The organism is Agrobacterium sp. H141 (genome assembly GCF_057158725.1).
Genome location: NZ_CM169893.1, coordinates 1,401,052 through 1,426,574, shown reverse-complemented (window position 1 = coordinate 1,426,574; position 25,523 = coordinate 1,401,052). Strand labels below are relative to the sequence as shown.

General features: G+C 56.4%; 22 protein-coding genes, 1 tRNA gene and 1 pseudogene. 14 read left to right on the top strand and 10 right to left on the bottom strand.

Annotated elements, in window-relative coordinates:
* Positions 1 to 200: 200 nt before the first annotated feature.
* The gene (locus ACWPM9_RS06510; RefSeq protein WP_484757150.1) at positions 201 to 1,787 is read left to right on the top strand and encodes a trimethylamine methyltransferase family protein; all 1,587 of its coding nucleotides are present in this window, start codon (positions 201 to 203) and stop codon (positions 1,785 to 1,787) included.
* Here ACWPM9_RS06510 and ACWPM9_RS06505 read toward each other — a convergent pair whose 3' ends face one another.
* Positions 1,788 to 2,468 carry a helix-turn-helix transcriptional regulator gene (locus ACWPM9_RS06505; RefSeq protein WP_484757149.1) on the bottom strand — a complete coding sequence of 227 codons (681 nt, stop codon included), beginning with the start codon at positions 2,466 to 2,468 and terminating at the stop codon, positions 1,788 to 1,790.
* Between the two features lie 84 nt (positions 2,469 to 2,552).
* Here ACWPM9_RS06505 and ACWPM9_RS06500 point away from each other — a divergent pair, with 84 nt between their 5' ends.
* Positions 2,553 to 2,852, top strand: coding sequence for a hypothetical protein (locus tag ACWPM9_RS06500; RefSeq protein ID WP_428187442.1), 300 nt, complete (start codon positions 2,553 to 2,555; stop codon positions 2,850 to 2,852).
* A 112-nt stretch (positions 2,853 to 2,964) separates the two neighbouring features.
* Here ACWPM9_RS06500 and ACWPM9_RS06495 read toward each other — a convergent pair whose 3' ends face one another.
* A complete protein-coding gene (locus ACWPM9_RS06495; RefSeq protein ID WP_484757148.1) occupies positions 2,965 to 3,537 on the bottom strand; it encodes a cytochrome b/b6 domain-containing protein in 573 nt (190 codons plus the stop codon).
* A complete protein-coding gene (locus ACWPM9_RS06490) occupies positions 3,537 to 3,803 on the bottom strand; it encodes a PepSY domain-containing protein (RefSeq protein WP_428187444.1) in 267 nt (88 codons plus the stop codon). Before ACWPM9_RS06490 ends, ACWPM9_RS06495 begins: the two co-directional genes overlap by 1 nt.
* Positions 3,804 to 3,936: 133 nt before the next feature.
* Between ACWPM9_RS06490 and ACWPM9_RS06485 the strand changes: the two genes are divergently transcribed.
* The 5 genes and pseudogenes from ACWPM9_RS06485 to ACWPM9_RS06465 all read left to right on the top strand — a co-directional run.
* Positions 3,937 to 4,290, top strand: coding sequence for a PepSY domain-containing protein (locus ACWPM9_RS06485; RefSeq protein ID WP_484757147.1), 354 nt, complete (start codon positions 3,937 to 3,939; stop codon positions 4,288 to 4,290).
* On the top strand, positions 4,290 to 4,955 hold the full coding sequence (locus tag ACWPM9_RS06480; protein WP_484757146.1) for a response regulator transcription factor: 666 nt from the start codon (positions 4,290 to 4,292) through the stop codon (positions 4,953 to 4,955). The genes ACWPM9_RS06485 and ACWPM9_RS06480 overlap by 1 nt, the downstream gene beginning before the upstream one ends.
* Complete coding sequence (locus ACWPM9_RS06475) at positions 4,952 to 6,322, top strand: sensor histidine kinase (RefSeq protein WP_484757145.1); 1,371 nt, start codon at positions 4,952 to 4,954, stop codon at positions 6,320 to 6,322. The genes ACWPM9_RS06480 and ACWPM9_RS06475 overlap by 4 nt, the downstream gene beginning before the upstream one ends.
* A 29-nt stretch (positions 6,323 to 6,351) precedes the next feature.
* Positions 6,352 to 7,263: a purple acid phosphatase family protein gene (locus ACWPM9_RS06470; protein ID WP_484757144.1), complete on the top strand. Its 912-nt coding sequence runs from the start codon at positions 6,352 to 6,354 to the stop codon at positions 7,261 to 7,263.
* Between the two features lie 327 nt (positions 7,264 to 7,590).
* Positions 7,591 to 8,985, top strand: a pseudogene (locus ACWPM9_RS06465) (DEAD/DEAH box helicase); the annotation flags it as partial.
* A gap of 59 nt (positions 8,986 to 9,044) precedes the next feature.
* Here ACWPM9_RS06465 and ACWPM9_RS06460 read toward each other — a convergent pair.
* Complete coding sequence (locus tag ACWPM9_RS06460; protein ID WP_484757143.1) at positions 9,045 to 9,929, bottom strand: DMT family transporter; 885 nt, start codon at positions 9,927 to 9,929, stop codon at positions 9,045 to 9,047.
* Between the two features lie 12 nt (positions 9,930 to 9,941).
* Here ACWPM9_RS06460 and ACWPM9_RS06455 point away from each other — a divergent pair, with 12 nt between their 5' ends.
* The 4 genes from ACWPM9_RS06455 (at position 9,942) to ACWPM9_RS06440 (ending at position 13,524) form a co-directional block, all read left to right on the top strand.
* A complete protein-coding gene (locus tag ACWPM9_RS06455; protein WP_484757142.1) occupies positions 9,942 to 10,082 on the top strand; it encodes a hypothetical protein in 141 nt (46 codons plus the stop codon).
* A gap of 230 nt (positions 10,083 to 10,312) precedes the next feature.
* Positions 10,313 to 11,722 carry a circularly permuted type 2 ATP-grasp protein gene (locus ACWPM9_RS06450; protein WP_428187451.1) on the top strand — a complete coding sequence of 470 codons (1,410 nt, stop codon included), beginning with the start codon at positions 10,313 to 10,315 and terminating at the stop codon, positions 11,720 to 11,722.
* 9 nt (positions 11,723 to 11,731) lie between these two features.
* Complete coding sequence (locus tag ACWPM9_RS06445; RefSeq protein WP_428187515.1) at positions 11,732 to 12,673, top strand: alpha-E domain-containing protein; 942 nt, start codon at positions 11,732 to 11,734, stop codon at positions 12,671 to 12,673.
* A gap of 26 nt (positions 12,674 to 12,699) precedes the next feature.
* The gene (locus ACWPM9_RS06440) at positions 12,700 to 13,524 is read left to right on the top strand and encodes a transglutaminase family protein (protein ID WP_484757141.1); all 825 of its coding nucleotides are present in this window, start codon (positions 12,700 to 12,702) and stop codon (positions 13,522 to 13,524) included.
* A gap of 13 nt (positions 13,525 to 13,537) precedes the next feature.
* On the opposite strand, the gene ACWPM9_RS06435 is transcribed toward ACWPM9_RS06440, so the two are convergent.
* The gene (locus ACWPM9_RS06435) at positions 13,538 to 14,410 is read right to left on the bottom strand and encodes a LysR family transcriptional regulator (protein WP_484757140.1); all 873 of its coding nucleotides are present in this window, start codon (positions 14,408 to 14,410) and stop codon (positions 13,538 to 13,540) included.
* A gap of 77 nt (positions 14,411 to 14,487) precedes the next feature.
* Here ACWPM9_RS06435 and ACWPM9_RS06430 point away from each other — a divergent pair, with 77 nt between their 5' ends.
* Entirely contained in the window at positions 14,488 to 15,453 is a 966-nt protein-coding gene (locus tag ACWPM9_RS06430; RefSeq protein ID WP_484757139.1) for a quinone oxidoreductase family protein, read from the top strand.
* On the opposite strand, the gene ACWPM9_RS06425 is transcribed toward ACWPM9_RS06430, so the two are convergent.
* The gene (locus ACWPM9_RS06425; RefSeq protein WP_484757138.1) at positions 15,450 to 16,823 is read right to left on the bottom strand and encodes an FAD-dependent oxidoreductase; all 1,374 of its coding nucleotides are present in this window, start codon (positions 16,821 to 16,823) and stop codon (positions 15,450 to 15,452) included. The genes ACWPM9_RS06430 and ACWPM9_RS06425 overlap by 4 nt on opposite strands.
* A 149-nt stretch (positions 16,824 to 16,972) precedes the next feature.
* Between ACWPM9_RS06425 and ACWPM9_RS06420 the strand changes: the two genes are divergently transcribed.
* Positions 16,973 to 17,437, top strand: coding sequence for a hypothetical protein (locus ACWPM9_RS06420; protein ID WP_484757137.1), 465 nt, complete (start codon positions 16,973 to 16,975; stop codon positions 17,435 to 17,437).
* A gap of 10 nt (positions 17,438 to 17,447) precedes the next feature.
* Here ACWPM9_RS06420 and ACWPM9_RS06415 read toward each other — a convergent pair whose 3' ends face one another.
* Positions 17,448 to 17,912, bottom strand: coding sequence for a MarR family winged helix-turn-helix transcriptional regulator (locus ACWPM9_RS06415; protein ID WP_484757607.1), 465 nt, complete (start codon positions 17,910 to 17,912; stop codon positions 17,448 to 17,450).
* A 302-nt stretch (positions 17,913 to 18,214) separates the two neighbouring features.
* On the opposite strand from ACWPM9_RS06415, the gene ACWPM9_RS06410 reads away from it, so the two are divergent.
* A tRNA-Arg gene (locus tag ACWPM9_RS06410) sits at positions 18,215 to 18,291 on the top strand.
* Positions 18,292 to 18,399: 108 nt separating this feature from the next.
* Here ACWPM9_RS06410 and ACWPM9_RS06405 read toward each other — a convergent pair.
* The 3 genes from ACWPM9_RS06405 to ACWPM9_RS06395 form a co-directional block, all read right to left on the bottom strand.
* Positions 18,400 to 18,699, bottom strand: coding sequence for a hypothetical protein (locus ACWPM9_RS06405; protein ID WP_484757136.1), 300 nt, complete (start codon positions 18,697 to 18,699; stop codon positions 18,400 to 18,402).
* Between the two features lie 434 nt (positions 18,700 to 19,133).
* On the bottom strand, positions 19,134 to 20,870 hold the full coding sequence (locus ACWPM9_RS06400; RefSeq protein WP_484757135.1) for a prohead protease/major capsid protein fusion protein: 1,737 nt from the start codon (positions 20,868 to 20,870) through the stop codon (positions 19,134 to 19,136).
* 467 nt (positions 20,871 to 21,337) lie between these two features.
* A complete protein-coding gene (locus tag ACWPM9_RS06395) occupies positions 21,338 to 25,219 on the bottom strand; it encodes a hypothetical protein (protein WP_484757134.1) in 3,882 nt (1,293 codons plus the stop codon).
* Positions 25,220 to 25,523 lie beyond the last annotated feature (304 nt).

Below are 25,523 nucleotides of genomic sequence, written 5' to 3'. Positions count from 1 at the left end.
ATACTCGGCCTACCGGCAACGCGACTCAGAACAAGATAGATCCAATTCGTTAACCATTCGCAACATGCGCAAATACTGAATCGCCTGTCCCTGTATCTTGTCCAATGTTCCAGATGAGCCGGGTGATTGTCGCATTTGGCGGAAGAAATATTGTTTCAACTCTGTCAAATTCAGGGTCTATCAAAAGGAACGGTATTTTCATGACGGATGATATCTCCACAGCCTTGCCCGAGACTGATAGTAACGCACCCGCTCCTGAGCGCCGACGCCGATCGTCGAGCAGATCAGGGGAACGTCAACGCACGGTGCCGGATCGACACTACAGCAGCCTTGTCAACCCGACTGCCCACAGCGAACTGCTGTCTGCCGATGCACTGGAGAATATCCACCAGGCCTCGTTGACGGTTCTCGAGGACGTCGGCATGGATATCATGCTGCCCGAGGCGCGGGACTATATGAAGCGTGCCGGCGCAGACGTTCATCCAGGCTCCGACCGCGTGCGCTTTGATCGCAACCTGATCATGCAGTTGATTGCCTCGGCACCGTCGCAGTTCACCCTTCATGCCCGCAATAGCGCCCGCAATGTCGCCATAGGTGGCCGGAATCTGGCCTTTGCCCAGATCGCATCCGCACCTTTTGTCAGCGATCTTGAAGGTGGACGACGGGCCGGCAATCAGGCGGACTACCGTAAGCTGTTAAAGCTCGCCCAGTCCTTTGACATCATTCATATGACCGGCGGATATCCCGTCGAACCGACTGACATCCACGCATCCATACGCCATCTGGACTGCTTGTCTGACCTGGTCAAACTGACCGATAAGCCATTCCATTGCTATTCGCTCGGTAAACAGCGCAATCTCGATGCGCTGGAGATCGCACGCATCGGCAGAGGCATCACGGCGGAACAGATGGAGATGGAGCCGACGCTCTTTACCGTCATCAATTCCTCCTCTCCTCTCAGACTGGATGGCCCGATGCTTCAGGGCATCATCGAAATGTCCTCCCGCAACCAGCCCGTGATCATGACTCCGTTCACCCTGGCGGGGGCCATGGCCCCGGTGACGATTGCTGGCGCCTTGGTCCAGCAGAATGCCGAGGCTCTGTGCGGCATAGCCTTCACCCAGATGGTGCGAAAGGGCGCACCCGTCATTTACGGCGGCTTCACATCCAACGTGGACATGAAGACCGGTGCACCTGCCTTTGGCACACCGGAATACATGAAGGCCGTGATCGCCGGTGGTCAGCTTGCACGCCGCTACAACCTGCCCTACCGCACCTCCAACACCAACGCCTCCAACACGGTCGACTCCCAGGCAGCCTATGAATCGGCCTTCTCGCTCTGGGCCCTTACGCAAGGCGGCGGCAACTTCATCATGCATGCCGCCGGCTGGTCGGAAGGCGGGCTTACCGCATCCTTCGAGAAGTTCATTCTGGATGTCGACATGCTGCAGATGGTGGCCGAGTTCCTCAAACCGCTCGATACATCGCCGGATGCCCTGGCACTCGATGCCATCCGCGAGGTCGGCCCAGGCGGCCACTTCTTCGGAACAGCGCATACGCTGGCACGCTATGAGAGCGCCTTCTATTCCCCGATCCTGTCTGACTGGCGCAACTTCGAGACATGGACCGATGCCGGACGCCCGACCACATTCGAACACGCCAGCCGCGTCTGCAGGCAAACACTGGACGCCTATGAGCGGCCACCGCTGGATCCGGCCATAGAGGAAGAGCTCGACGCTTTCGTTGCAAGACGCAAGGAAGAAGGCGGTGTACAGACCGACTTCTGATCAGCCCTTTTGCAGTCGCTGCAGATAGACCTCATAGGCCTGATGCGGCTCCAGGGTGAAACGGTCTGACAGCATCTGCCAATCCTCGATCCTGTCGACGCGAAAGTCACGGAAATCATCGCGCATTTCGCACCATGCCGTCACCAGCCAGATGGTACCAAATGCGCACAGCGCCACAGGCAAGATCACACGCTGGCTGCGCTCGCCGTCCAGCGAATGATACGCGATCCAGATCTTGCGGGTCTCGCCGATGGCACGCCGCATCTCCGACAGACTTTCCGTCGGTGGCTGCGAGGCAGAGCGAAAAGCATGGATCGGCGCGCCGACAAGACGCTGCCGGTGATCCTCAGGCAGGATATCCAGCATCTTGTCGCGGGCTTCGCGCGCTGATTTCCCAAGCTTTGGATCGCCCAGCATCTCGACCGCACGCAATCCGAAGGCCAGCGCCTCCAGTTGCTCGAATGTAAAGGTGAGCGGCGGGGCATCGAACGCCTCACGCAGCATGTAGCCGACGCCCCGTTCCCCCTCGATCGGAGCGCCCGATGCCATCAGATGTTCCATATCGCGATAGATGGTGCGAGGTGCCACCTCCATCTTCTCGGCAATCTCGGCCGCCGTCATCGCTCGACCGGAGCTGCGCATGAGCTGAATGATGCGAAATAGACGATCTGCAGGACGCATCGGCGAGCTCCTTGAAGGCTATGGCCACAAGGTTGTCAGTTGGACAATGCTAGGTCAAGCCATCTGCAACGGAGACAAAGAAGAATGACAGACACAAACGTTCTCGAAATCGCTATCTGCACGATCACGGATAGCGCAAAGGCCGAGATTGCACGTCGCGCGGCCATGCAAGCCGTACAAAACTATCCCGGGTTCCTCTCGTGGCGCGCACTCACCGGCCATGGAGACCGGCAGACGGTCGCCGACCTCGTCGAATGGAAAGATATGGACTCAGCCGAGAAGGCGGCCGCCTTGGTCCGCACCGATCCGGCCTTTGCCCCCTATATGAAGACAATCGTATCGGTAAAGCTGATGCAGCATTTCGACACGACAGATGTGATCTGAGACGCTTTGAAGCGAACGTCGGATCACGGACGCAAGGAAGCCCGAACGCGGGGGCACGTTCGGGCTTCTTCCACGCCGTTCGGCAGATGAAGGCGTGGACGGGGCTGCCAATTCAGTCGCGCCGCTTGCGTCCGGTAATCATGGCGCGAACGAGATTTTCTCGATGCTCGAGGCTCGCAAACAACACGCCGCCGATATGCAGGGCGATCAGTCCGAGCGTCGTATAGACCAGTGTCTTGTGCGTGACTTCCACCCACCCGACGCCCCACCACGCATCCGTCGTCATCATATAGCCGGTCGCAACGATACCGGTGATCATCGACAGCAGCGCGATCACCATCGCACCGCCGGCGGGATTATGACCGATATAGCGCTTGGCCCGCATTCCGGCGCTTTCAATGAGAAACCGTGCGACCGTTCGCGGATGGTAGAGGAAATTGACGAAACGGGCATGGTGCGAGCCGAACAGGCCCCAGACGACCCGGACGGCGATCGAAAAGCCGATCGCATAGCCCGAATAGATATGCGCCGTCTTCCACTCGTCGCCGGTGAAAAAGGAAAAGGTAAACAGCGCGACCAGAGACCAATGAAAGACGCGCACGACCGGATCCCAGACCCGCACCGTGTCCGGCCGCCTGTCGCGGCCGGCAGGTGAGCCGGGCTGAATGTGCTCGGCTGCGCTCATCAGTCTTCACCGACCTGTTCACCCGTTTCGGGATTGAACAGCGCTTCGATTTTCTTGCCGTCCTTGATACCGTAGACCTCGAAGCAACCGTTTTCGACCTTCACCTGACGGACATCGAAGCCCATGCCGGTCGCCTTTTCCTTCATCTGGTCTTCGGTCATCCACTTTTCCTTCGGCACATCACCGCACGACATGTCGTTTTCCGCATGGGCAAACCCGACAAAGGCCGTTGTTGCGAAAAGCGAGGCAAACATGATCTTTTTCATCGTAAAGTCCTTAGGATGTTGTCGGCCCGGCATCATTGCCCGGCCATGGATTGCAACCTAGTGGACCTGGACTGAGGGAAGACTGACGAGAAATGTCAGCGAAACTTCAGTCTTGTGATGGTATTGAGAAGGCATGAGACATGCCCCCAAGCATCCCGTGATCACATTTGCCGCGTGCAGCACCGCCTTGATGGCTGTGCTGATGCTTGTCGTTGCCCATGCGCATGCCGGCAACGCGCATGAAGAACACCACGAACAGGAACACGACCGGGTGCTCGATGATGTAACGAGCGGCCGCATCAAGTCACTGTCGGAACTGCGCCGCACCGTTCTGTCACGGGTCGATGGGACAATTGTCGATATCGAAATCGAGCGCTGCAACGACAAGAGCTATTACGAGTTTCGCATCTTGCGCAGCGACGGTCGCGTCGTCGAGGTTGAAGTCGATGGAGAAAGCGGACTAATCCTGCAGGTGGAGAACGACTGATGCGCCTTCTCCTCGTCGAAGATGATCTGCGAATTGCGCGCGATGTGACCGCAAATCTCGAACGCGCCGGCTATAACGTGGTTCACGAGACCGATGGTGAGGCTGGCTGGTTCTCCGGCGACGAAGAAGAATTTGCAGCAGCCATTCTCGATCTCGGCCTGCCCGGCCTGGATGGCCTGTCTGTTTTGAAGCGTTGGCGTGCAGCCGGACGCACGATGCCCGTCATCATTCTGACGGCGCGCGGAAACTGGCAGGAGCGTGTCGAAGGCATCGACGCCGGTGCCGACGATTATCTGGCCAAGCCCTTCCAGATGGCAGAGCTTCTGGCGCGACTGCGCGCCATCATCCGCCGCAGCTCCGGCCAGGCCAACCCGCTGCTCGAATTTGCCGGCATCACCATAGATCCACGCAGCAAGACCGTTCATCGCGGCGACGAGCAGATCGACCTGACGCCGCTCGAATATCGTTGCGTCAGCATTCTGGCCCTCAACCACGAGCGCCATATTTCCCAGATCGAACTCACGGAACAGCTATATGCGCAGGATTTCGAGCGCGACAGCAATTCGGTCGAAGTTCTGATTGGCAGGCTCCGCAAGAAGCTTGGCAAGGATGTTATCGCGACACGCAGGGGATATGGCTACCGCATCGGCGGGGCGCCGGAATGATCCAATCTATCCGCGGCCGTTTTCTGATCGTGTCGGTCCTCAGTGTACTGGCGGCAATGGCACTTGCTGGTTTCGCGCTGGTGGCACTCTTTACCAACAGTCTCGAACGGCGAATCCATCAGGAACTGACCGACCATATCAACAATATTACCGGCGCACTGACCTTTGCTGCCGATGGCACACTCTTGCCCCCCGTCCGACCGATAGACGCCCGCTTCGATCGGCCGTATAGCGGCCTGTACTGGCAGGTGGAAGACGATCACAAGGGCGTGCAGCTGCGATCTGAATCGCTCTGGGATTATGTTCTTCCCCTCCCCGTCGATGACCAGAAGATCGGTGAAACAGACCGCTATTCTCTCAAGGGGCCCGACAATTCACAGGTGATCATCCAGGAACAGATGCTTCTCTTTGCGGCCCCGGATGGACAACGGCCGGTGCGGGTTGCGGTGGCGATGGACGCGAAGGTGCTGACGAAGGCACGCAACGACTTCGCCGAAGACATCATCCCCTATATGGTGGCAATCGCGGCCTTCCTGATCGCCGCTTCGCTCGCGCAGCTGACCTTCGGCCTCAAGCCCCTGTATTCCGTGAGTGAAGGCCTCAATCGCATTCGCGAGAGACAGGCAGAACGCCTGACCGGCCCCTTCCCGCGTGAGCTTTCAGCCGTCGTCGAAGCCGTCAACCGGCTGCTGGAAGCACAATCGGAAACCATCAAGCGCGCCCGTTCGCGCGCAGCCGACCTGGCCCACGGGCTGAAGACGCCCCTTACTGTCTTGTCCAACGACGCCGAGACGTTGAAAGAACGCGGAGAAAAGGACATTGGCGAGGAGCTTGCCCATCTCGCGACGGTCATGCGATCGCATGTGGATCGCGAACTGAGCCGGAGCCGGATCGCAGCAACGGGTGCGCTATCGGGAAAGAGCGCCGATCTGTCACTCGGTGTCGAGCGCATTGTCCGAACGCTCAAACGCACCCCGCGCGGCGAATATCTGGACTGGCAGGTGACGGTCGCCACCAACACTCCGGTTCCACTCGACCAGCAAGACCTTGAAGAAATGCTCGGCAATGTCATCGACAATGCCGTCAAATGGGCACGCTCCTCCATCCTTATCCAGTTCGACGAGAAGAGCCGCCGTCTTGTTATTGAAGATGATGGCCCGGGCGCAAATCCGCACGATATCAGCCGGCTGATGGAACGCGGCACGCGACTGGACCTCACCACACCTGGAACAGGTCTCGGCCTCTCCATCGTCCACGACATCGCCACCGCCTATGATCTGTCGATCTGCATCGAGAACCGGCTGTCTGGCGGATTGCGCTTCACTCTTAATTTCACGCCAGACCTTTCGGCCCGGACCACGCCCTGAGCTGAATCAAAAAGACAGGTAGCCCTATCATGGAATTGAAAAGACGCCATTTTCTGCTGGGCGCATCTGCGCTCACCCTCGCAAGCCTTTCCAGTCACGCATGGGCGACTAAAGCCGACGACAACCTGTCCTTCCTTGTTCTTGGCGATTGGGGCGATGAGGCAGTCGAGGCGGATCAGACAGCCGTTGCCGACGCCATGGCCAAAGTCGCCGAGCAGCAGGCGGTCACTTTCATTATTTCCACCGGCGACAATTTTTACGAAGCTGGCGTATCCAATATCAAAGATCCCAAATGGACCTCGACCTTCGAAGCCATCTACAAGGCACCGGCACTGCAACTCCCCTGGTATGCCGTGCTCGGCAATCATGACCATAAGGGCAATGTGGATGCGGAACTGGAATATGGCAGCGTCGATCCACGCTGGAACATGCCGTCCACCTATTACACCATGAGCAAAAGCGTGGGCTCGAAGACGGCAGATTTCTTCTTTCTCGACACCGAGGTCCTGATCCAGAACGGCATGATCACAGAATGGTTTGGCTGGGCAAAAGCCGATCAACTGAAATGGCTGGAACAGAAACTTGCGGCCAGCACGGCCGATTGGAAGATCGTGGCCGGCCACCATCCCCTCTTTTCCGGGGGCGCACATGGCGACAATAAAGAGCTGATCCGTATTTTGAAGCCGCTTTTCGTCCGGTATGGCGTCAATGCCTATCTCTGCGGGCACGATCACGACCTGGAAGCGCTCAGCGATAACGGCGTCTCCTACTTTGTCTCCGGCGGCGGCAGCAAGGGGCGACCTGTGAAGCATCACGACAAGAGCCTTTTCTCCCGCTCCGAACCCGGCTTCCTGCTGATGGAACTCTCAGCGAATGGTAGCAATGCGACTTTCTACGGTCGCGACGCCAAGCCGCTCTATAGTGAAAAACTCGCCAGTTGACGGTGATCTGCAGCCCTCTGTCGAACTTCGTGCGACAGCTGACGGTTGCACTGCAAAAACATTTGCTTGACTTTCAGACGCTTTGAGCCCAAATGCAGGTCAGCTTTCACCTTCCGGCCGCCGCGTGAGCGCGCCTTGCGAACAGACTTCGCGAAGAAGGACAAAAGCGCACAGATGAAGAGGCCGCACTTTGCGGTCGCAGCGCTGGGAAGCATTTTCCAACACACAAGTTCCCACTTCACGCGGGGTTCTTGACGCCAAGAGCAGGCAGGATCGCAAGACGCGATCGTGCCCGATTGCTGTTGGCGCCCCCGAAAGGCAATTGAATTGACCACTTTTGAAACCCTCGGCCTGTCCCACAAAATCGTAAAGACGGTTGAACAGCTCGGCTTCACTACCCCGACGCCGATCCAGGCCCAGGCCATCCCGCAGGTTCTCGAAGGCCGCGACCTCATCGGTCTCGCCCAGACCGGCACCGGCAAAACGGCAGCCTTTGGCCTGCCGATCATCGAAATGCTTCTCAACAACGGCGAACGCCCGCAGGGCCGTTCAACCCGCGTGCTCATCCTCGCACCGACCCGCGAACTGGTGAACCAGATCGGCGACAACCTGCGCGACTTTCTGCGCAAGACGCCTTTGAAGATCGTACAGGTCGTCGGCGGCGCCTCGATCGGCAAGCAGCAGATGATGCTGGAACGCGGCACCGACATTCTGGTCGCCACGCCCGGTCGTCTTCTTGACCTGCTTGACCGCAATGCCGTCAGCCTGCGTCACGTCACGCATCTCGTTCTCGACGAAGCTGACCAGATGCTCGACCTCGGCTTCATCCATGATCTGCGCAAGATTTCCAAGCTTGTGCCGCCGAAGCGCCAGACCCTGCTGTTCTCGGCCACCATGCCGAAGACAATTGCCGATCTCGCCGCCAACTTCCTGACCAACCCGGTCAAGGTCGAAGTCAGCCCTCCCGGCAAGGCAGCAGACAAGGTGGAACAGTATGTCCACTTCGTAAACGGCCAGAACCACAAGACAGAACTGCTCAAGCAGATCCTGACGGCAAATCCAGATGGCCGCACCATCGTTTTCCTGCGCACCAAGCATGGTGCCGAGAAGCTGATGAAGCATCTGGAAATCGTCGGCTTCTCGGTTGCCTCCATTCACGGCAACAAGAGCCAGGGCCAGCGTGAACGCGCGCTCAAGGGCTTCCGCGACGGCAACATCAAGACACTGATCGCAACAGACGTCGCGGCCCGCGGCATCGACATCCCGGCCGTCAGCCACGTCTTCAACTACGACCTGCCGGAAGTGCCGGACGCCTATATCCACCGTATCGGTCGTACGGCCCGCGCCGGTCGTGAAGGCATCGCAGTTGCATTCTGCGCCCCTGACGAAGGTGGCCTGCTGCGCGATATCGAACGTCTGATGGGCATCGAGATCGCAGTTGCAAGCGGCGAACCGCATGCGACCTTGAACCGCCCGGTCCGTCCCCAGCGTCGCGCCGGCGGTGGCGCCAATCGCAACCATGCTGGCAAGGGTGCTGGTGCACCGAAGAGCCATCGTGCAAAGCGTCCAGGCGAAGGCCAGGGCGCCAAGGCTGCCGGCGACGGTCGTCCGGCCCGCAGCGACGGCCGCAAGCCAGGCGGCAACAAGGGTGGCTTCGGCAAGCCCGGCGGTCGCCCGCAGCGCTCCGCCAACCAGGGCGGCGGCCAGCGTCGCCAGCGTCAGGAAGCCTGAGCAACAAATTGAAGTAACAACGAAAACGGCACCCTCGCGGTGCCGTTTTTTTATGCTTGGCGCTCAGCCCCGCGCCGATTGGTCAGATACACCCCGACCACAGCCAGAACCGTGCCAATGATCATTGGCACAGTCAGTCTTTCGCCAAACACGATGGCGGCCTCAAGCGCAGCAAGCGGCGGCACAAGATAGATCAGCGATGCGGCCTTCGACACGGCCCCGCGCCGGATCAGATAGAGCAGCAGCAAGATTGCACCCATGGAGATACCGACCACGGACCAGATCATGGTCACAAAAAAACCGATCTGCCAGTCGACGTGCAAATCCTCCAGCAACATGGCCGCCGGCAAGGTCACAGCCACCGCCCCCACATATTGCAATGTGGCGACGGAGCGAAGGTCTCCGTCGCGCACAAAGCGCTTGTGATAGAGCGTTCCGAGCGTGACAAAACCCATGCCGATGACATTGATCATCACCGCAAATGCCGGAATGGCGTTGCCTCCCAGCGCGAAGAGGTTGGGCAGAACGGCAATCCCGATGCCTAAAAAGCCCAGGCCAAGCCCGACCTTTTGCCAGATCGCCAGTCGCTCGCCAACGATCAACGGCGCTGCCACCGCCGTCATCAAGGGCTGCAGTCCGGCAATGATCCCCGATATCGCAGCGGGCACACCCTGCCCGATCGCCCACCATACCATCCCCAGATAAAGTCCGTGCAGAAACGCGCCGGACAGGATGACATGGACAATGGACATCCGCCCGCGCGGCCATGCGACACCGGCAACGCGACAGAGCCCGTAGAAGATTACGGCCGCAACCGCAAAACGGATTGTCAGAAAGGTGAGAGGGTCGGCATAAAAACCCGCATATTTTGCAGCCACCCATCCGGTAGACCACAGAAAAACGAAGATGGCGGGCGCCAGGCGATCCAGGGTCATTAAATATCCAGAATGAAAATGATGTCGCGAGAGGGAAACTATCCCGCTCTTGTTGCGTTAGTTATCGGGGAGCAAAAGGTCAAAGCAGTTTTGCTGATGTCTGCATCCAATTTCGGTGAAGGGTCGATTGCACTGGACTTTGATGCTGAATGACTAAATTATGGGCATCACCATAATTTATGGATCAAAGTCAGGGCAAACCTGAATTGATTGCGGCAAAGACCGCTGGGGCCACGAACAATAGAAGGATGAAATACGCTGGCCACACAGGCCGTTTCCGGTTTTCCGGAGACCCGACACAGTATGTTGCGTGAACTGTGCACGGTTCTTGCATTGCAAGAAGTGTTGTACTCAATGAACATAAAAAAGGGGAGTCGGCGCCATTGGCATTTGATGAAATGATATCTGCGGGGGACGCACCGCGGGGGCCATACCAGAAGTATCACGAGTGGTATTCCAGCCAGGATCCGGCGCATCTGATTGCAAAATCGAAGGACGCCGAAAACATTTTCCGCAGGACTGGCATTACCTTCGCTGTCTACGGACACGCCGATAGTTCTGAAAAACTCATTCCCTTTGACATTATTCCACGCATTATTGCTGCCCAGGAATGGCGAAAACTCGCCCAGGGTATCGAGCAGCGCGTGATCGCGATCAACGCCTTCCTGCACGACATCTACCACAAGCAGGAAATCATCCGCGCCGGTCGCATACCGCGTGAACTGATCGAAAAGAACGACACGTTCCTGCCAGAGATGATCGGCTTCAAGCCGCCAGGCGGCGTCTATACCCACATCGTCGGCACCGACATCGTGCGAACGGGGGAAGGCCAGTTCTACGTCCTTGAGGATAATGCCCGCACCCCCTCTGGCGTATCCTATATGCTGGAAAACCGCGAAACCATGATGCAGATGTTCCCGGAGCTTTTCCAGCTCAACAAGGTACAGCGCGTCGAGGACTATCCCGACCTACTGCGTCAGTCGCTGGCAGCGGTGGCGCCGCCCGGTTGTCGTGGCAAGCCGCGCGTCGCCGTCCTCACGCCCGGCATCTACAACTCCGCCTATTACGAGCACTCCTTCCTCGCCGACATGATGGGCGTAGAACTGGTTGAGGGCTCGGACCTGCGTGTCGTCGATGGCAAGGTAAAGATGCGCACGACGCAGGGTTATGAGACGATCGACGTGCTCTACCGCCGCGTCGATGACGACTTTCTCGACCCCCTCACCTTCCGTCCCGACTCTGCGCTGGGAATTCCGGGCATCATGGATGTCTACCGTGCCGGCAACATCACTATCGCCAATGCACCCGGGACCGGCATTGCCGATGACAAGGCGATCTATTCCTACATGCCGGAAATCGTCGAATTTTATACCGGTCGCAAGGCGATTCTCGAAAACGTGCCCACATGGCGCTGCTCAGAACCCGATAGCTGCAAATATGTGCTCGAGCATCTGGAAGAGCTGGTCGTCAAGGAAGTGCACGGCTCGGGCGGCTACGGCATGCTGGTTGGCCCGACCTCGACCAAGAAGGAGCGCGCGATCTTCGCCGAGAAGCTGAGAGCAAGGCCCAGCAATTATATCGCCCAGCCAACGCTGTCGCTCTCGACCGTTCCGATCCTGGTCAAAAAGGGCATTGCCCCGCGCCATGTGGATCTCAGACCCTATGTACTGGTCTCCGACAAGGTACGCATTATTCCGGGCGGGCTCACCCGCGTGGCCCTCAAGCAGGGTTCGCTCGTCGTCAACTCCTCACAAGGAGGCGGCACGAAGGATACCTGGGTGCTGGAGGACTGAGCCATGGTGATGCTGGGAAGAACGGCCAATGGCCTATACTGGATGTTCCGCTATATCGAGCGGGCAGAGAATGTCGCTCGCATCGTCGATGCGGGCCTGAGAATGTCGCTGACGCGCACCGGCGCGTCCGATGACGATTGGGACGGCGTTTTGCAAAGTGCAGACGTGCGCGAAACCTTCTGCGAGAAATACGACAAGGTCACCTCTGCCGACGCGGTGGATTTCCTGCTGCGTGACCGCGCCAATCCCGCAAGCGTAATGTCGTGTGTGGAAGCGGCACGCAACAATGCACGCATGGTCAGAACAGCCCTCACCCGCGAAACATGGGAAGCGGTCAACGAGTTCTGGATCGAACTGAAACATGTCCTCGCCCGCAGGCTCAAATCAGCCGATCTGCCCGAGGTCATCGACATTATCAAGCGTCGTGCCGGTCTGGTGCGCGGTGCCTTCCACGGTTCGATGCTGCGAAACGAGATCTACAACTTCGCCCGCATCGGCACCTTCGTCGAACGCGCCGACAATACCAGCCGAATTCTCGACGTGAAATACTACGTCCTGCTTCCGGCCATCAGCGAGGTTGGCTCGTCACTGGATAACATGCAGTGGGAATCGATCCTTCGGTCCGTCTCCGGCCACCGGTCGTTCCGGTGGGTCTATGATGGCGAGTATAACGCTGCCAATATAGCCGACTTCCTGATCCTCAACGGACAGATGCCGCGATCCCTCGCCTATTGTTACGAGAAGATCGTCTCCAATCTCGGCTACATCGCCAAACGATACGGCGAACGCGTCCCGGCAGATGATACAGCTGCGGAGATCAAGCGTACCCTGGAAACGGTTGGCATTGAACACATCATGGAACAGGGGCTGCACGAGTTTCTCGATACCTTTATCTCGCGCAACAACCAGCTCAGCCAGGAGATCACCGAAGGCTATCGTTTCTACAAATAGAAACGAGCCCAGCAGGAAATGACGTCATGCGCCTGAAGATCACCCATACGACCGAATACACCTATGACAAGCCGGTGCAATACTCGTTGCAGCGATTGCGGCTCACCCCCTGCATCGGCCCTGGACAGAATGTCCGCAGCTGGAACATCAAGGTGGACGGTGCTGTTGTCGAAGCCGGTTATAACGACCAGTTCGGCAATCACGTCCATCTCGTCTCGACCGAGGGTGAAACCCATGCCGTCAACATCGTCGCCTCTGGCGAGGTGGAGACGGAAGACAGAACCGGCGTTTTCGGCCCGCATCTGGGTTTTGTGCCGCTCTGGCTTTATCTGCGCGACACGCCCCTGACCAAGCCGGGAAAATTGATACGCGAACTTGCCCGCAGCCTGTCCGGCGATAATCCGCTGGAGGTCATGCATTCCCTGATGAATACGATCAGTGAGACGGTCAAATATGAAACCGGTATGACCACAGCCACAACCACGGGCGAACAGGCGCTGGAAAGCGGCACCGGTGTGTGCCAGGACCATGCCCACATTTTCATCTCGGCGGCACGCCTCCTCGACATTCCGGCCCGTTATATCTCCGGCTACTTGATGATGAACGGCGTCGAACAGCAGGTGGCGACGCATGCCTGGGCGGAGGCCCATCTTCCCGGCCTTGGCTGGGTTGGCTTTGACGCTGCCAACAATATGTGCCCGGACGACCGCTATGTGCGCCTCGCCACAGGCCTTTGCTATGAAGATGCCGCGCCTATTTCCGGCATGCGTTTTGGCGCATCTGGAGAGGACCTGAACGTGACGGTCGTTGTCGAACAACAGGGGCAGAGCCAGTCGCAAGGCCAGAGCTGATCGTCAATATTGGTTAGTGCCGGGGTGACAGCCCCGGCAGTACCTCGGCCAGAAAATCCATCGTCGCACGAATGCGCGGCGCCTGTCTCAGATCTTCATGGACCACGAGCCACATTTCCCGAACAGGCGGCTTGAGCTTGGTGTCGAGCGGTTTGATACCGGGAAAAAGCTCACCGACGAAATCGGGTAACAAAGCCACGCCCATGCCTGTGGAAATCGCTTGTGCTTGCGAATAGGCGTCATTGCTGCGTGCGACGATGTGACGTCCGCCAAGAACGGTATCGAGCCAACGCATCTGCGGAAGCACTGCATTGTCCACATCATAGGTGACGAATGGCCAATCCGCCTCGGACTGTTCAAAGTCCTCTGCGGCATAAAACCGAAACGTCACATCGAAAAGCTTTCGGATGACCAGTCCCGGCTGGGTCGGGCGCGACATGCGAAGCGCGATATCCGCCTGCCGACGATTGAGGTCGGCACTGCCGATATCGCCGACGAATGTCGGCACCAGAGCGGGATAGCGCTCCTTGATCAAGGGCAGTGCGCGACAGAGAACGCAGGTGACGAAGGCGGGAGGCGCGCTGACAAGCACGTCGCCGGCAATATCCGGTTGCGCGCCGGCAGCAGCACGCAACACGGCCTGCATCGCCGTCTCCACCTCGAGACCCAGATCTGCAAGCCGTCGCCCCTCATCGGTGAGCATGACCGCGCGCGTCAAGCGGTGAACCAGACGCACGCCAAGCGCATCTTCCAAAGAGGCAAGCCGCCGCCCGACTGTGGTGTGATCGACATGCAGGCTGCGGGCCGCCGCAGACAGGCTTCCTTCGCGTGCCACGGCCAGAAAGCAACGATAGTCATCCCAGTTCATGTGTGCATTTTCACCCATCCATGTCGCGATAATGTGGAATACCGCAGATAGGCGCCAATGCCTAGATTGGTTCCATCAGAACCCGGAGACACATCATGAACCAACAGCTTGAATTCGACACGCCCGGCGGGCCCGCACAATTGGCATGGCGAAGCGCAGAGACCGTCGACCCCGGCCCCAACGACGTGCGCATACGCCAGACGGCAATCGGCGTGAACTATGTCGATATCTATTTCCGCCAAGGCCTCTACCCCATGCCAAAGGGTGAAACCGTGCCGGGTGTGGAAGCGATCGGCGTGATTGACGCCGTTGGAACACGCGTGAAGGACTACCGCATCGGAGATCGCGTTGCCTATGCGGGCCTGCCTGTGGGTGCCTATCGCCAATACCGCAACATCGCCGCCGAAAGACTTGTAAAAGTGCCAGACAGCTTGCCCGACACGGCCATTGCCGGATCGCTACTGCGCGGCATGACAGCCCATTTGCTGCTCGATGTCGTTGGCCAGCTGCAACCGGGCAAGAGCGTCCTGATCCATGCGGCAGCGGGAGGCCTTGGACTGATCCTGGTGCAATGGGCAAAACGGCGCGGCGCTCGTACCATCGGGACCGTCAGCACCACCGACAAAGCCGCAATGGCTCTCAAGGCGGGCCTCGACATTCCCGTCCTCTATCGCGACACAGATTTCGTTGAAGAAACGCTGGCTGCAACCGAGGGCCGGGGCGCAGATCTTGTCATCGACGGTGTCGGGGGTGACAATCTGGTTCGCAGCATTAAGGCCACCAGGGCCTTTGGCACGGTGCTGAATATCGGTCAGACCGCCGGCCCTGTTCCGCCGCTCGATATCCAGCTGCTGACAAACCGCTCCCTTATGCGTCCAAGCGTACTGGCCTATCTGGCCGATCCGATAGCCTATCGATGCGCGGCAAAAGGCTGGTTCTCCAGACTGGAGGCGGGTCTCGATGTCTCCGGCGGTCACGACTACGCTTTTGCCGATGCCGCAACCGCCCATGCCGATATCGAAAGCGGCCGAACCAGCGGCGCCGTACGCCTCATTCTTTAATGGATACGCACGCCCTGCCGCTGAAGCTCGGCCTGAACCTCGGGCATGGAAATTCCGCCCAACTCAGCCCCCGTCTTCACCGACAGGGCAGCAGCAACACCTGCGCCCTGTCCGGCGACTGCGCAGCACGCCATGTTGCGCGTGGCGGCATGGGCAATCTTGTCACCGCCAATGGCGCGGCCGGCCACCAGCAGGTTGCGCACCCCCTTGGGCAACATCGAGCGGTAAGGGATCTGCATGTAACGACCGGTGGTCGGCAGGATCAGCACACCATAACCGTCGATAAACTCGGGATAGATGCCGATCGTATCCTCGAACCGCCCTTGATGACGGGCGTCTGCTTCCGTCATGTTGTAGACCGCATCGATCTTGCGGGTATCGCGAATGCCGATGGACATGCCGAAATTGCGAAGCCGGGCCGTTTCGCAGCCCGGTTGAAAACGCTTGAGCGCCTCGATTGCCAGCATCGACTGCCTGCGTCCCTCGATCTCGAAACGGGTGAGACTGTCCGGATCGGTCCCGTCGCATCCGGCCAAATGAATGAGGTTCATATAGGTGAGTTCACCGCTGTCATGCGGCACACCCCAGGTGCCGGCGATCGTATTCAGGTGTTTCGGGATCAAGCCCTCTTCGATGGCCTGCGCGAAAGGCTTGGAGAGAAAGGGGGAAAACATCTGGTCTTCCTTGCCCGATGTCTCGATCTTCCATTCACCGGTCGACCAGTCGCCATAGGTCTGCGGATCGGCTTTAACGCCCGCCATAAAGGCCGATTTGTCGACTCCCGCCAGATGGAACATCACGGAGGCCGCCTGCATGTCTTCAACCGGAGTCTTGAACACCGCCGCACCGGCGCGCGTGGCGATATCGGCATCGCCGGTGGCATCGATCACCCGCTGGGCAAGGATGGCCTCGCGGCCGGCTTTTGATTCGACGATGATGCCAATAATCGCATCGCCCTCCATGATCGGAGCGACGAATTGCCGGTGAAGCATGGCGTGGATGCCCGCCTCCTCCACCAGGCGGTCGGCCACCAGCTTGAAGCCTTCCGAATCGAGTTCGTAAGAAAGCGACTGGCTTTCTGGAGCCGCAGCCCCCATGGCCTTGGCCCGCTCCTCGAACTCCCAGCCGATCCCACCAGCCTCGACCGTCTTCTCGTGCCGGTACCAGGCGAAACCTTCGACACCAACGACCGTGATATTGCCGCCAAAACATCCGAAACGCTCGACCAGTGTCACTGCCACCCCGCTTCGCGCCGCCGCAAGTGCGGCAGCAAGACCACCGGGACCGGAGCCCACGACCAGCACATCGGTTGAATGGATGACCTCCACCGCTCTTTGAGGCTCGATGATGTATCGCGGCGTGACGGGCATGCAGACGGTCTCCTGTCGAAGGGCGTATCAATTCGGCGCGATCCTGCAACGGAACGGACCGACAATTCAACCATACCAATTTGGCACCCCGGCTCCGGCAAGCCCCGCGCCACCTTGCGCGCCTAAGCCATAGAAGCGGAGATCATTTGATGTTGTTTGGACAATCAATTTTTCAGTCAGTGCTGGAACGTCTTGCCGAAGAGGCGGAAGAACTGGAGCCGGATGCGGCAGCGCCCGGAGCCTACAAGCTGCGCGGCTTTGGCGCCGCCTTCATTGCAGAAAAGGCGGAGCCGTCGAAGGCGGCCTTCGAACAGCATGCCGCCGCCTATCAGGAAATGGCAGAAGGCGGCCCGCCACCCCCGCAGCCAAAGCCGGAATGCCAGGAACCCGAGCCCCGGATGCCGCCGCACCTGGAACGCCTGTCCGTTGTTGAAATTCTCGAAGATCTACAGCTGTCGCAGTCAGATACGCCGGCACAACTGTCCGAGAAACGCCGCACCTTTGCCAGAAACAATCATCCTGACCGGCTGGCGCCGCAGTTTCGCGAACAGGCGACCAGCCGCATGAAGATTGCCAATCTCCTGATTGACGAAGCGATGAGCCGCGCGCGCTGAATGAGCAGCATCAGCCTTCCGTATAGAGCCGCCCCAACAACGCGCATAATTCCGCACTCGCTTCTGGACCGCCCAGCAACTCCGTTATGCGCTGCTCATATCCCTGCCAGACAGGCCGGATCTCGTCCAGATAGGCAAAGCCCTCAGGCGTGAGATAGAGCGACTGCACGCGCCGGTCCACTTCGGACTTGCGCCGTTCGACGAATCCGCGTTGTTCGAGACCATCGACAATGGCAACGAAATTCGCACGCTGCACGCCCAGGGCCTGCGCCACTTCGCTCTGCTTCAAACCGGAATTTTTCGTCAACAGCATCAACAAGGCAAAATCCGCAGGCCGCAACCCCTTGGCCGCCAGCGTCTCGTTGAAATTTTGCATAACCGAAAGATGGGCGCGTCTCAGACGGTACCCAACGGCGTCGGCAAACATCGAAAAATCAATTTCAGCTTCAGATTCTTTATTAAAATTATCGGCCATCCCCAAGCCAGTCTATTGTTGTCCCCAGATCACGGGTACACTTCAATCGCGATCCACACAATATTTAACAGGCTACAGAACAGAAAAAGAATCTCAAGCCCTTTCCTAGACTTGGGACATTCTGCGAAGACTTTTATAGTCATAAACTGTCTCAAGGCGCCGCTAAACATCCACACAGAGCTTCAGCAGACCGACGTATGTCGGTTAGTTTCAAGGCAGGACGGAAAAGCATATTTTCACGATTGATGCTGACCAAACTCTGCGCTATGAAGCCATCACACAAAGCGGCCCAAAACCGCCATGCACCCGTAGCTCAGCTGGATAGAGTGTTGGATTCCGATTCCAAAGGTCACAGGTTCGAATCCTGTCGGGTGCGCCAATTCATTCACTTAAGTGACTGTAATAAAAACAGAAATTACCGAGTTCTGTCCGCTGCACATAAATCTGTTCATAACATTTTGATGTGCGTTAGCAGGTTCGGCTGCCCCTAGACCATTAACCGAAGATCGTACTCGGTGGTGCAGGTGAGCGCCCCATAGGCAAGCAGGCAAGCAAACCGTCGCTCTGCATCCTCCGTAGTCGCAGGTGCCCTAGACCGTAATTCCTCGGCAATTTCGCCAAGCCTTCCGTCAGCATCGTCCTGCCAACGAAGCAACTGTGCACATCCGTCGGATACGGGTCGATTTCCTTCATCCTCAAGCGCCGCAACGATCCGCATTGAGGCCCGGAACAAGATGGCGAGGTCTCCAATCGGTGCTGTTTTCAATGTGTTGTGAAAGTCATTCATGTGGTCCTCATGGGTTGGTGGCGCCCCCATGAAGTTCCGAGAAGCGCAGGTCGTCAACAAATAAAATGTAATTATATCAATAAAATACGCCATGTATCGGCTAGCAATACGCGGCGTATAAAAATGAGGTGAGATGATACTGAGAGTATCAAAAATACAGGGGTTAGCGCTCAACGAGCCACCACATTTTTCGTGATAAGCTATCTGCTCGAACTGTCACGATCTCGAATCGCCCAGAGCCTGTGTCCCTTCTTGAGGGGCGCCCCTCACTCCCGCGGCAAAGAAACGCGGGGTCCAGGGGCGATGCCGGGCTCTAATCGGCGGATGTCCTTTCGGACTTACCGCACCGGTCGACGGAGTGGACAGCCGGCTGGCGTATGGGGTGGTTTTTAGGAGGCACCCACTCCGTCATCAGGCTCCCCAGCCCGAATTCTTTAGGTACCGGCGTTCTGCACGGCAAATCTATAGTCAGTGATGCCCGCACCGAAATAATGATCGATCCGATATTCAACGCCGTCATAATCAAATCCCCAGCGCTCCTTGAGACGGGGAGATTCGAATCCGGAAAGGTAGGAGTGCTGAAGTCCGCGACCCATCGTGTCTTCTACCGATGCGAATAGCATCCATGCCTTTTCGGACAGGAGTGCATCTACACGCGGCTCATACACGGGCACCAGAGAACGGATCGCCTCGGGAATAGCCTGATCGGCTGTCTGCGGCACTGTAGACGCCTGAGTAAGCATCTGGGCCGTGATTTCGTGGTCAGTACCAACGAACAGATACTTCGGCGAAATATTGATCAGGTTGCCATCCATGTCCTTCTGTTTGCGGAATTGCTTACGAGCCTCGATCACGCTCGCCTGAGACAGGGCCGCACTGGTGGCTATGTTGTTGTGGTCGGCGTGGAAGAGAGTGTTGCCGTTTTTCAGCTTCCCATTCAGTGCCGCGTTCCAGACAATGTCGCCTTCAAGGCGGGCTACCTGCCGCCCCCATGCTGCGATCGCACGTGCAAATGCGCCCAACTGATCGTTTATCAGCATAGCCTCGGTCAGGCCGAAGACCTTGCCGTAGTGCGCCATCGTAAAGCCTTCTCCACTCTCACGGATGCTACCTCGCTTGTACTCGCCCTTCTCGGACACCTTCTCGAGGCTCGGCGCATCGCCCATTTCGATGACATGGACCTCGCGCAAGTCTTGGACCACATTGCGATTGGAGATCAGGTTGAACGTTTCTGCGGCTGCTTCATAGGTCGAAGATAGCGTCGTATTGACGACGCTGTTCATCACCGAGGGGAAGTCCGATGTGGTATGCAAGGAGCGCTCAATCACTTCCCTTGGGGAGCCGCTACTGCTCTGACCAGAATGGTCCAGCAGTTTCCGCATCATGCCAACGGTATCGAGACCTCGATACTCCTGTGCGCCATCCTCCAGTTTGGCCGTCAGTCCATGGCGATGCAGAAGCGAGTTTGCCGCAAGACGGCGGCGGGTGTCGGTTTCATCCACCATGCCTCGCATGGAGGAATGCGGAAACGTCGGAGCCTTTTCTTGTTCTTCGACCAAGTAGTTCAGAACGGCGGCGCGAAATTGCTCGACATCCATGTCTTCTGCAAGGGCTTGTCGAAGCAGAGGATGGTGTTTTTTAAGGCATACCAGGTCCGCAATGGCGCGAATGGTCTGTACACGATCGGCACGGGTGAGCGTTTCCGTCATGGAGGTTTCCTCATTATTGTGATTGGCGCGGGTAGTTGCATTGGGGTCAGCCGGAACGTTTACGATGCTCAGTTCCATTGGTTGCCAACGTGTTGCGCGGACCACCGGCACTCCGCCCAGCGGGCTTTCATTGCGTTCTATTTCGAGTAGCTGATAGCCGACGCTGACAGAAAAGCGATGCCCGTCTTCCAAGTCTCGGAAGATGCCTTCAGCTTTGTCGTTGCGTGAGAGTTTGATTGTCACTAATGCAGCATCTCGCACAAACCGAAGCGAACCCGGGACAACCGAGCCTAGCCGCGCGTCGACACCGAAGGCTTGGTGGCTATCCAGCAGTGCCATGTTTTCAATACGGGCGGTATCGATTGCTTCGCGACGGCACACTAGCACCTCATCGAACTGCCCTTCACAGTCTTGCCTTCGCACCGGCGTTTCGGTTGCTAGGACCGCATCAATCGTTCGCATTCGGGGATCAAAGGATGTGAGCGAGCCGACTGCTCGCGTTGAGAAGACTATCATCGTATTCGGTCAGTGCCTCCAGCCTGATCGGGGGGAGTTTACAATGATAACAATATGTGATGAGTCTACTGTGTTGCGCAACTTGTATTGATGTTTATGCGCAGGATCTGGGCCCCAATGAAGAAGATTAATTTCAGTTGCAGGGTGACAGTGAACTACGGCGGCAGATTTATACAGTGCGCCAATCCAATCTGATTCCTGTCCGCAACGAATTACAACCAGGTGGGGAACCGCACTTGATTAGCCGCGATAAGGCTAGGGACGCGTGCAATGGGCCGTTAAGCTGTCCCGGTCGGTCATAAGGTCGTCTGTAAGCCAGATTTAGACAGGTGGGTAGCAATGGCGAACAGCGAGTCGAAATCGCTGCTCGGTCACGTTCCCGTGCTTTGGCACCGATCCACCCACAATACCAGTTACTCAGAACAAATGACAAATTGCTTTGCAATATCTGCAAATGTACAGGTTGTGACGGCGTATAGCTCGGCGATCTTTGAAAACTGGATGGGCGTTGACTGACTGAACAACAAGACCCTTTCAATGCGTTCGACATCAAATCCGACAAACTGAGATAAATGTGCGATATTGGCCTCAATGTCTTCACACCGATCGAGATGCTTTTTTAGATCATCACGTTTGCCGTTTGCTTTCAAAACGCCTTTGTAATTGGCGAGCCGTCTCGCGATTTCGCCGATTGTTTTGTCAAATGACAGGTCTTTGCATTCAACAATCAGGACGCGCTTTTGCATTTTGTCCCATGCAAGGACATCCACATCACCAAATGCCGGGTTTTTCTTCCTGTTGAGAATCTGGCCGTCCGACAGATTGGCTTGTGCATCCCATCCGGTGGTCCGGAGTTTCTCAGCGACTTTTTCATTGAACGCTTCCCCCTGATCGCCGTTCACTAGTCCAACCCATTTGAACATTAGGCCGTCTTGTTTGAATATTCGCTGATCAAGCGCACCATCTCTCGCGTCGCAAACGAATTTCGCAATGTTCATAATAATCATCGCAGGCGCAATTAAGCAGTCCGGATCGTCAATATTTTCGAGCTGAATGATCGGTCGAGAAACCAGCGAGAGTTGCCGTTGGAATTGCCAGGGGAACCAAGCAGAACTCATATATCCTTCAGGCGACACATCCCACTTCTCACGTGGAATGGACGAAAATGCTTGAATACAGGCAGCAACAATTTCAGAAGAGAGAGCAGTTTTGCTGCAAAGCCGCTTAATCAGGTCTGACATTTTCATCTGAAGTACCGCTTTGCGATCAGCCACCAGCAATGAGTCAAAGCCGCCGACAAAAGCCTGCAAGTTATCTACAGTAAAACCATATTCCTCATGCCAAGCTTCCTCAAACTGCCGATCGTGATCAGAATGCGTCTGCTCTGATTTTTCTTCGGCACCTCCGTCAGATGCCGAAGCGTAATTCTCGATGTATGTCTGCGCAGAGTTTCTAAGTGAACTGGACTGGAAATGCTCACCAAAAGGCTGAATGATTTCCTCAGAAAACTCATGGTTCATCATCACTTCACCGGCAGGCGAAATTTTGATCTCCGGGGGCATCATTCCTGCGACCATAGCTTCAGAGTATCCGCCCATGTGGTGTATCAACGATGCATGAGCTAGCATCTGCGCGAGGTCATAGTTCCCCGGCTTTAAACCGCCATTGAGCGGACTTTCACAAATTGCCGCTTCTATTGCTATCCGCGACGACAGGCTTGCTGCGTTGAAATTCCCGATTTGTTTTATGGCTTCACGCGTTGCCAGAGATTTATCCGAGCTCAACGCTTCAACGGCACCGTAGGTCCGTTTCCACGTATCCATTTCTGCAAACAATGCTTCTTGATTTCGAAGCAACTGCTCGATGAGCATACATTTGTCGAACTGCGCAACGTTGGCTTTAAAATTCTGAACCAGCTCATTCACCAGCTTTCTCAGGTAAGCCTTACATTCATTAATCCCTTCAATGTGGCTACCCTCGGATGGCTTTCTGCAAAGCCAGCCCAGACCCAAACGGGTATAGGCATCGTCCATCTTCTCAATAATTTGAAACCTATCGGGCAGATCGCTTTTGATGTAGTCGCGCAGTTGAGGAACGGAAAATGCATGGAAGTGACGAGCGCTATCGGTTTTAACCACTTCATTGACGGTGGCATCTATTTCGTCCTCATCCGGTGCTTCAGACAATGCAGTAAAGCAAGACCGTATGAGCGCTCGGACGATAGCCCGTTCGCCAAGGTTATCGGGGCGGCGACCAGCCGAAATAAACCCTTCTTTCACATCGAAAGTGACCGAAGCGCCGGTATCGTCACTTCTAATGCTAACCAGCACAGAAACGTCATCAGTAGTTGGTATTGGATCACTTCCAACCGGCAACCTGCGATCCAGATAATGAAAACAGCAAGATACGCGAACACCATCTTGAGTACGCTTAAGTTGATCGAAATGCTGGAATACCAACTCACCCCAATGCATCGTCATGTTGCCAAGGTGAAATCTGGTTTCGGGTTCCAAGTCAGGCGACGTATTGGCTTCAACCCAATAAGTTCCGCGCTGTCCAATGTAGACAGACCGAAATATCCGTTCTTCCAGGGCAGTTATATCGGCATAGAACGGCGATAGGTCTTCGGTGCCGTATCGGGGAGTACCGTGCGCTCTTCGCAGTTTTGCTACTGAGCCGTCAGGTCTCGTTAAAGTCCGCACGTCGACCGACAGATATGCTGTGTGGCGCAGCCTTAGATTACAGTTTAGAGGAATATTGAAGAAGCCTTGTCCGGACTCATTGAGCAGGTCATCATCCATCTTTTCGTGCGGGATAATGTGACCATTATTCCCTTTGATCCACGCGAAGAGATTGAGAAAACCATTAGCGTTCATGACCTCAATATTCAAACGGCCTAACGCATCGCTTGCATCCAACACGCGAAGTAGGTCGAGAGTTTGAAATGACGGAGTTCTGCTTAGCGTGGTCGCATCGTGCGCTGGGATCATCTCTATTCGCCAACCTGAAGGGTTTTTACCAAGCCCCAGCCCCAATGAACGCCCCCAACCACAACCGATTACGAATGTCACCCCCTCCCGAAATCCGTCTACAGATGCATATGTTTGGTACGCGTGATCGACAGAAGTGTTAACAAAATCACTGATTTTTTTTATTGGATTGACTCCAATGAAACCACCATTGTCAAAATCTTCGAAGCCATCGACAAAAAACAAGAAGTGCAAATACCTTCCCGGATCTATTTCCTTCACGACCTGGGACGCATAAAAACTTTCGTATCGCTGCATCTCGAGCCGAGGAGCCCCCCCCCCCAAGAAACTCTCATTCGCAAAATGCATCGTATAGGCATTTGCAAGCGCTGCATGAAGGCTCTCTTCCATGCCTGCTTGGATGCAGCGTGCAATAAGAAAACATCTGATCGCCGTACCGATCAGGCCGGGTTGATAGACGACTAGCCCATTTTCCGTGGGATAGATTGGTTTAAAGTCGAGTGGGCTATGTCCGGGACAATAAGCCTCCAGATTCTCCACATCATTGCTGCTAACTATGAAAGGACGCAGCGAATTGGGAGCAATTTCGAGATCCTCCAATTCCTGGAGCGTAAATGTCGCCCGCTTGCGCAATTCTGCCCAGATGCGATCATCAGGTTTTCTTATATTCGAGACCGGCGTAGTGTTACCAACACCGTACACCGGAATTCCAGTTCGTTCGGCCAGTGCATCTGACAACCGGAGTAAACTGTAGACGGCAGCTTTCAGCGCCCGATAGGAGCCATTATCGGGCATGTCGTCCAGAATTGTCAAAAACAACTGCGTGTGAAATCCATTGCCTTCCGCGTTGCCTTCAAACAAGCGGAAATCACCTGCCTTCATTGAAGCGATTGACATAAACACGTCTTCCGCCGCGTCTTCTTGCCGACCACATGTGCCCTTATCCAGTTGATTGAACCACGCTACGATCTGCGCTCGGGATGGGCGCTTTTTTCCTTTCGCGCATAAGAATGCCAGATGGACTAGCACTTCTAGCCGATAAGCGTTTGACTGAAACTCTGGCAGTGTGAGCATCGACCCCATTATGGCCAAGCAATGCTCTAACGAACAACTCGACAAGCCGTGTGCGACAAGCGAGTATTCTTTGACAAATTCACCGTAGTTGGAACTCATTTTCGGAAAATTGAGCGCATCTGGCGGCAAAGTGCCCTCAATCGAAAGCTTTGCCATTTCCATGTCGGGCGAACCTGACTTTCCCTTCATGAAATCAGAGATAGCTTTGAGAATATCATCTTCGTTGTTCAAAGCATTCCCTACCTAATGTTGTGCGTCGCTCAACTTGCTGGAGAATCACGAAGCGACGGCTGACTGTATACCCCAAGCGACTTTTGGTTGAGTCGCGGCAACGATGTGTGCCCCATCTCAAATTCTGACAAGTTGAGCAGGAAGACATTTAAACCCACTATGCAGACGTCTGCTCTGAGGATGCAGCCAGTTTTCGCTCGTATGGAATAGGTAAGCCTCGGAAACATTTCGAATTTCTGCCCTCCAGATCCAGAAGAGCAAAAAGCGGAACCGGAACTCCAAAAATAGTTCGGCAAAAACTGCT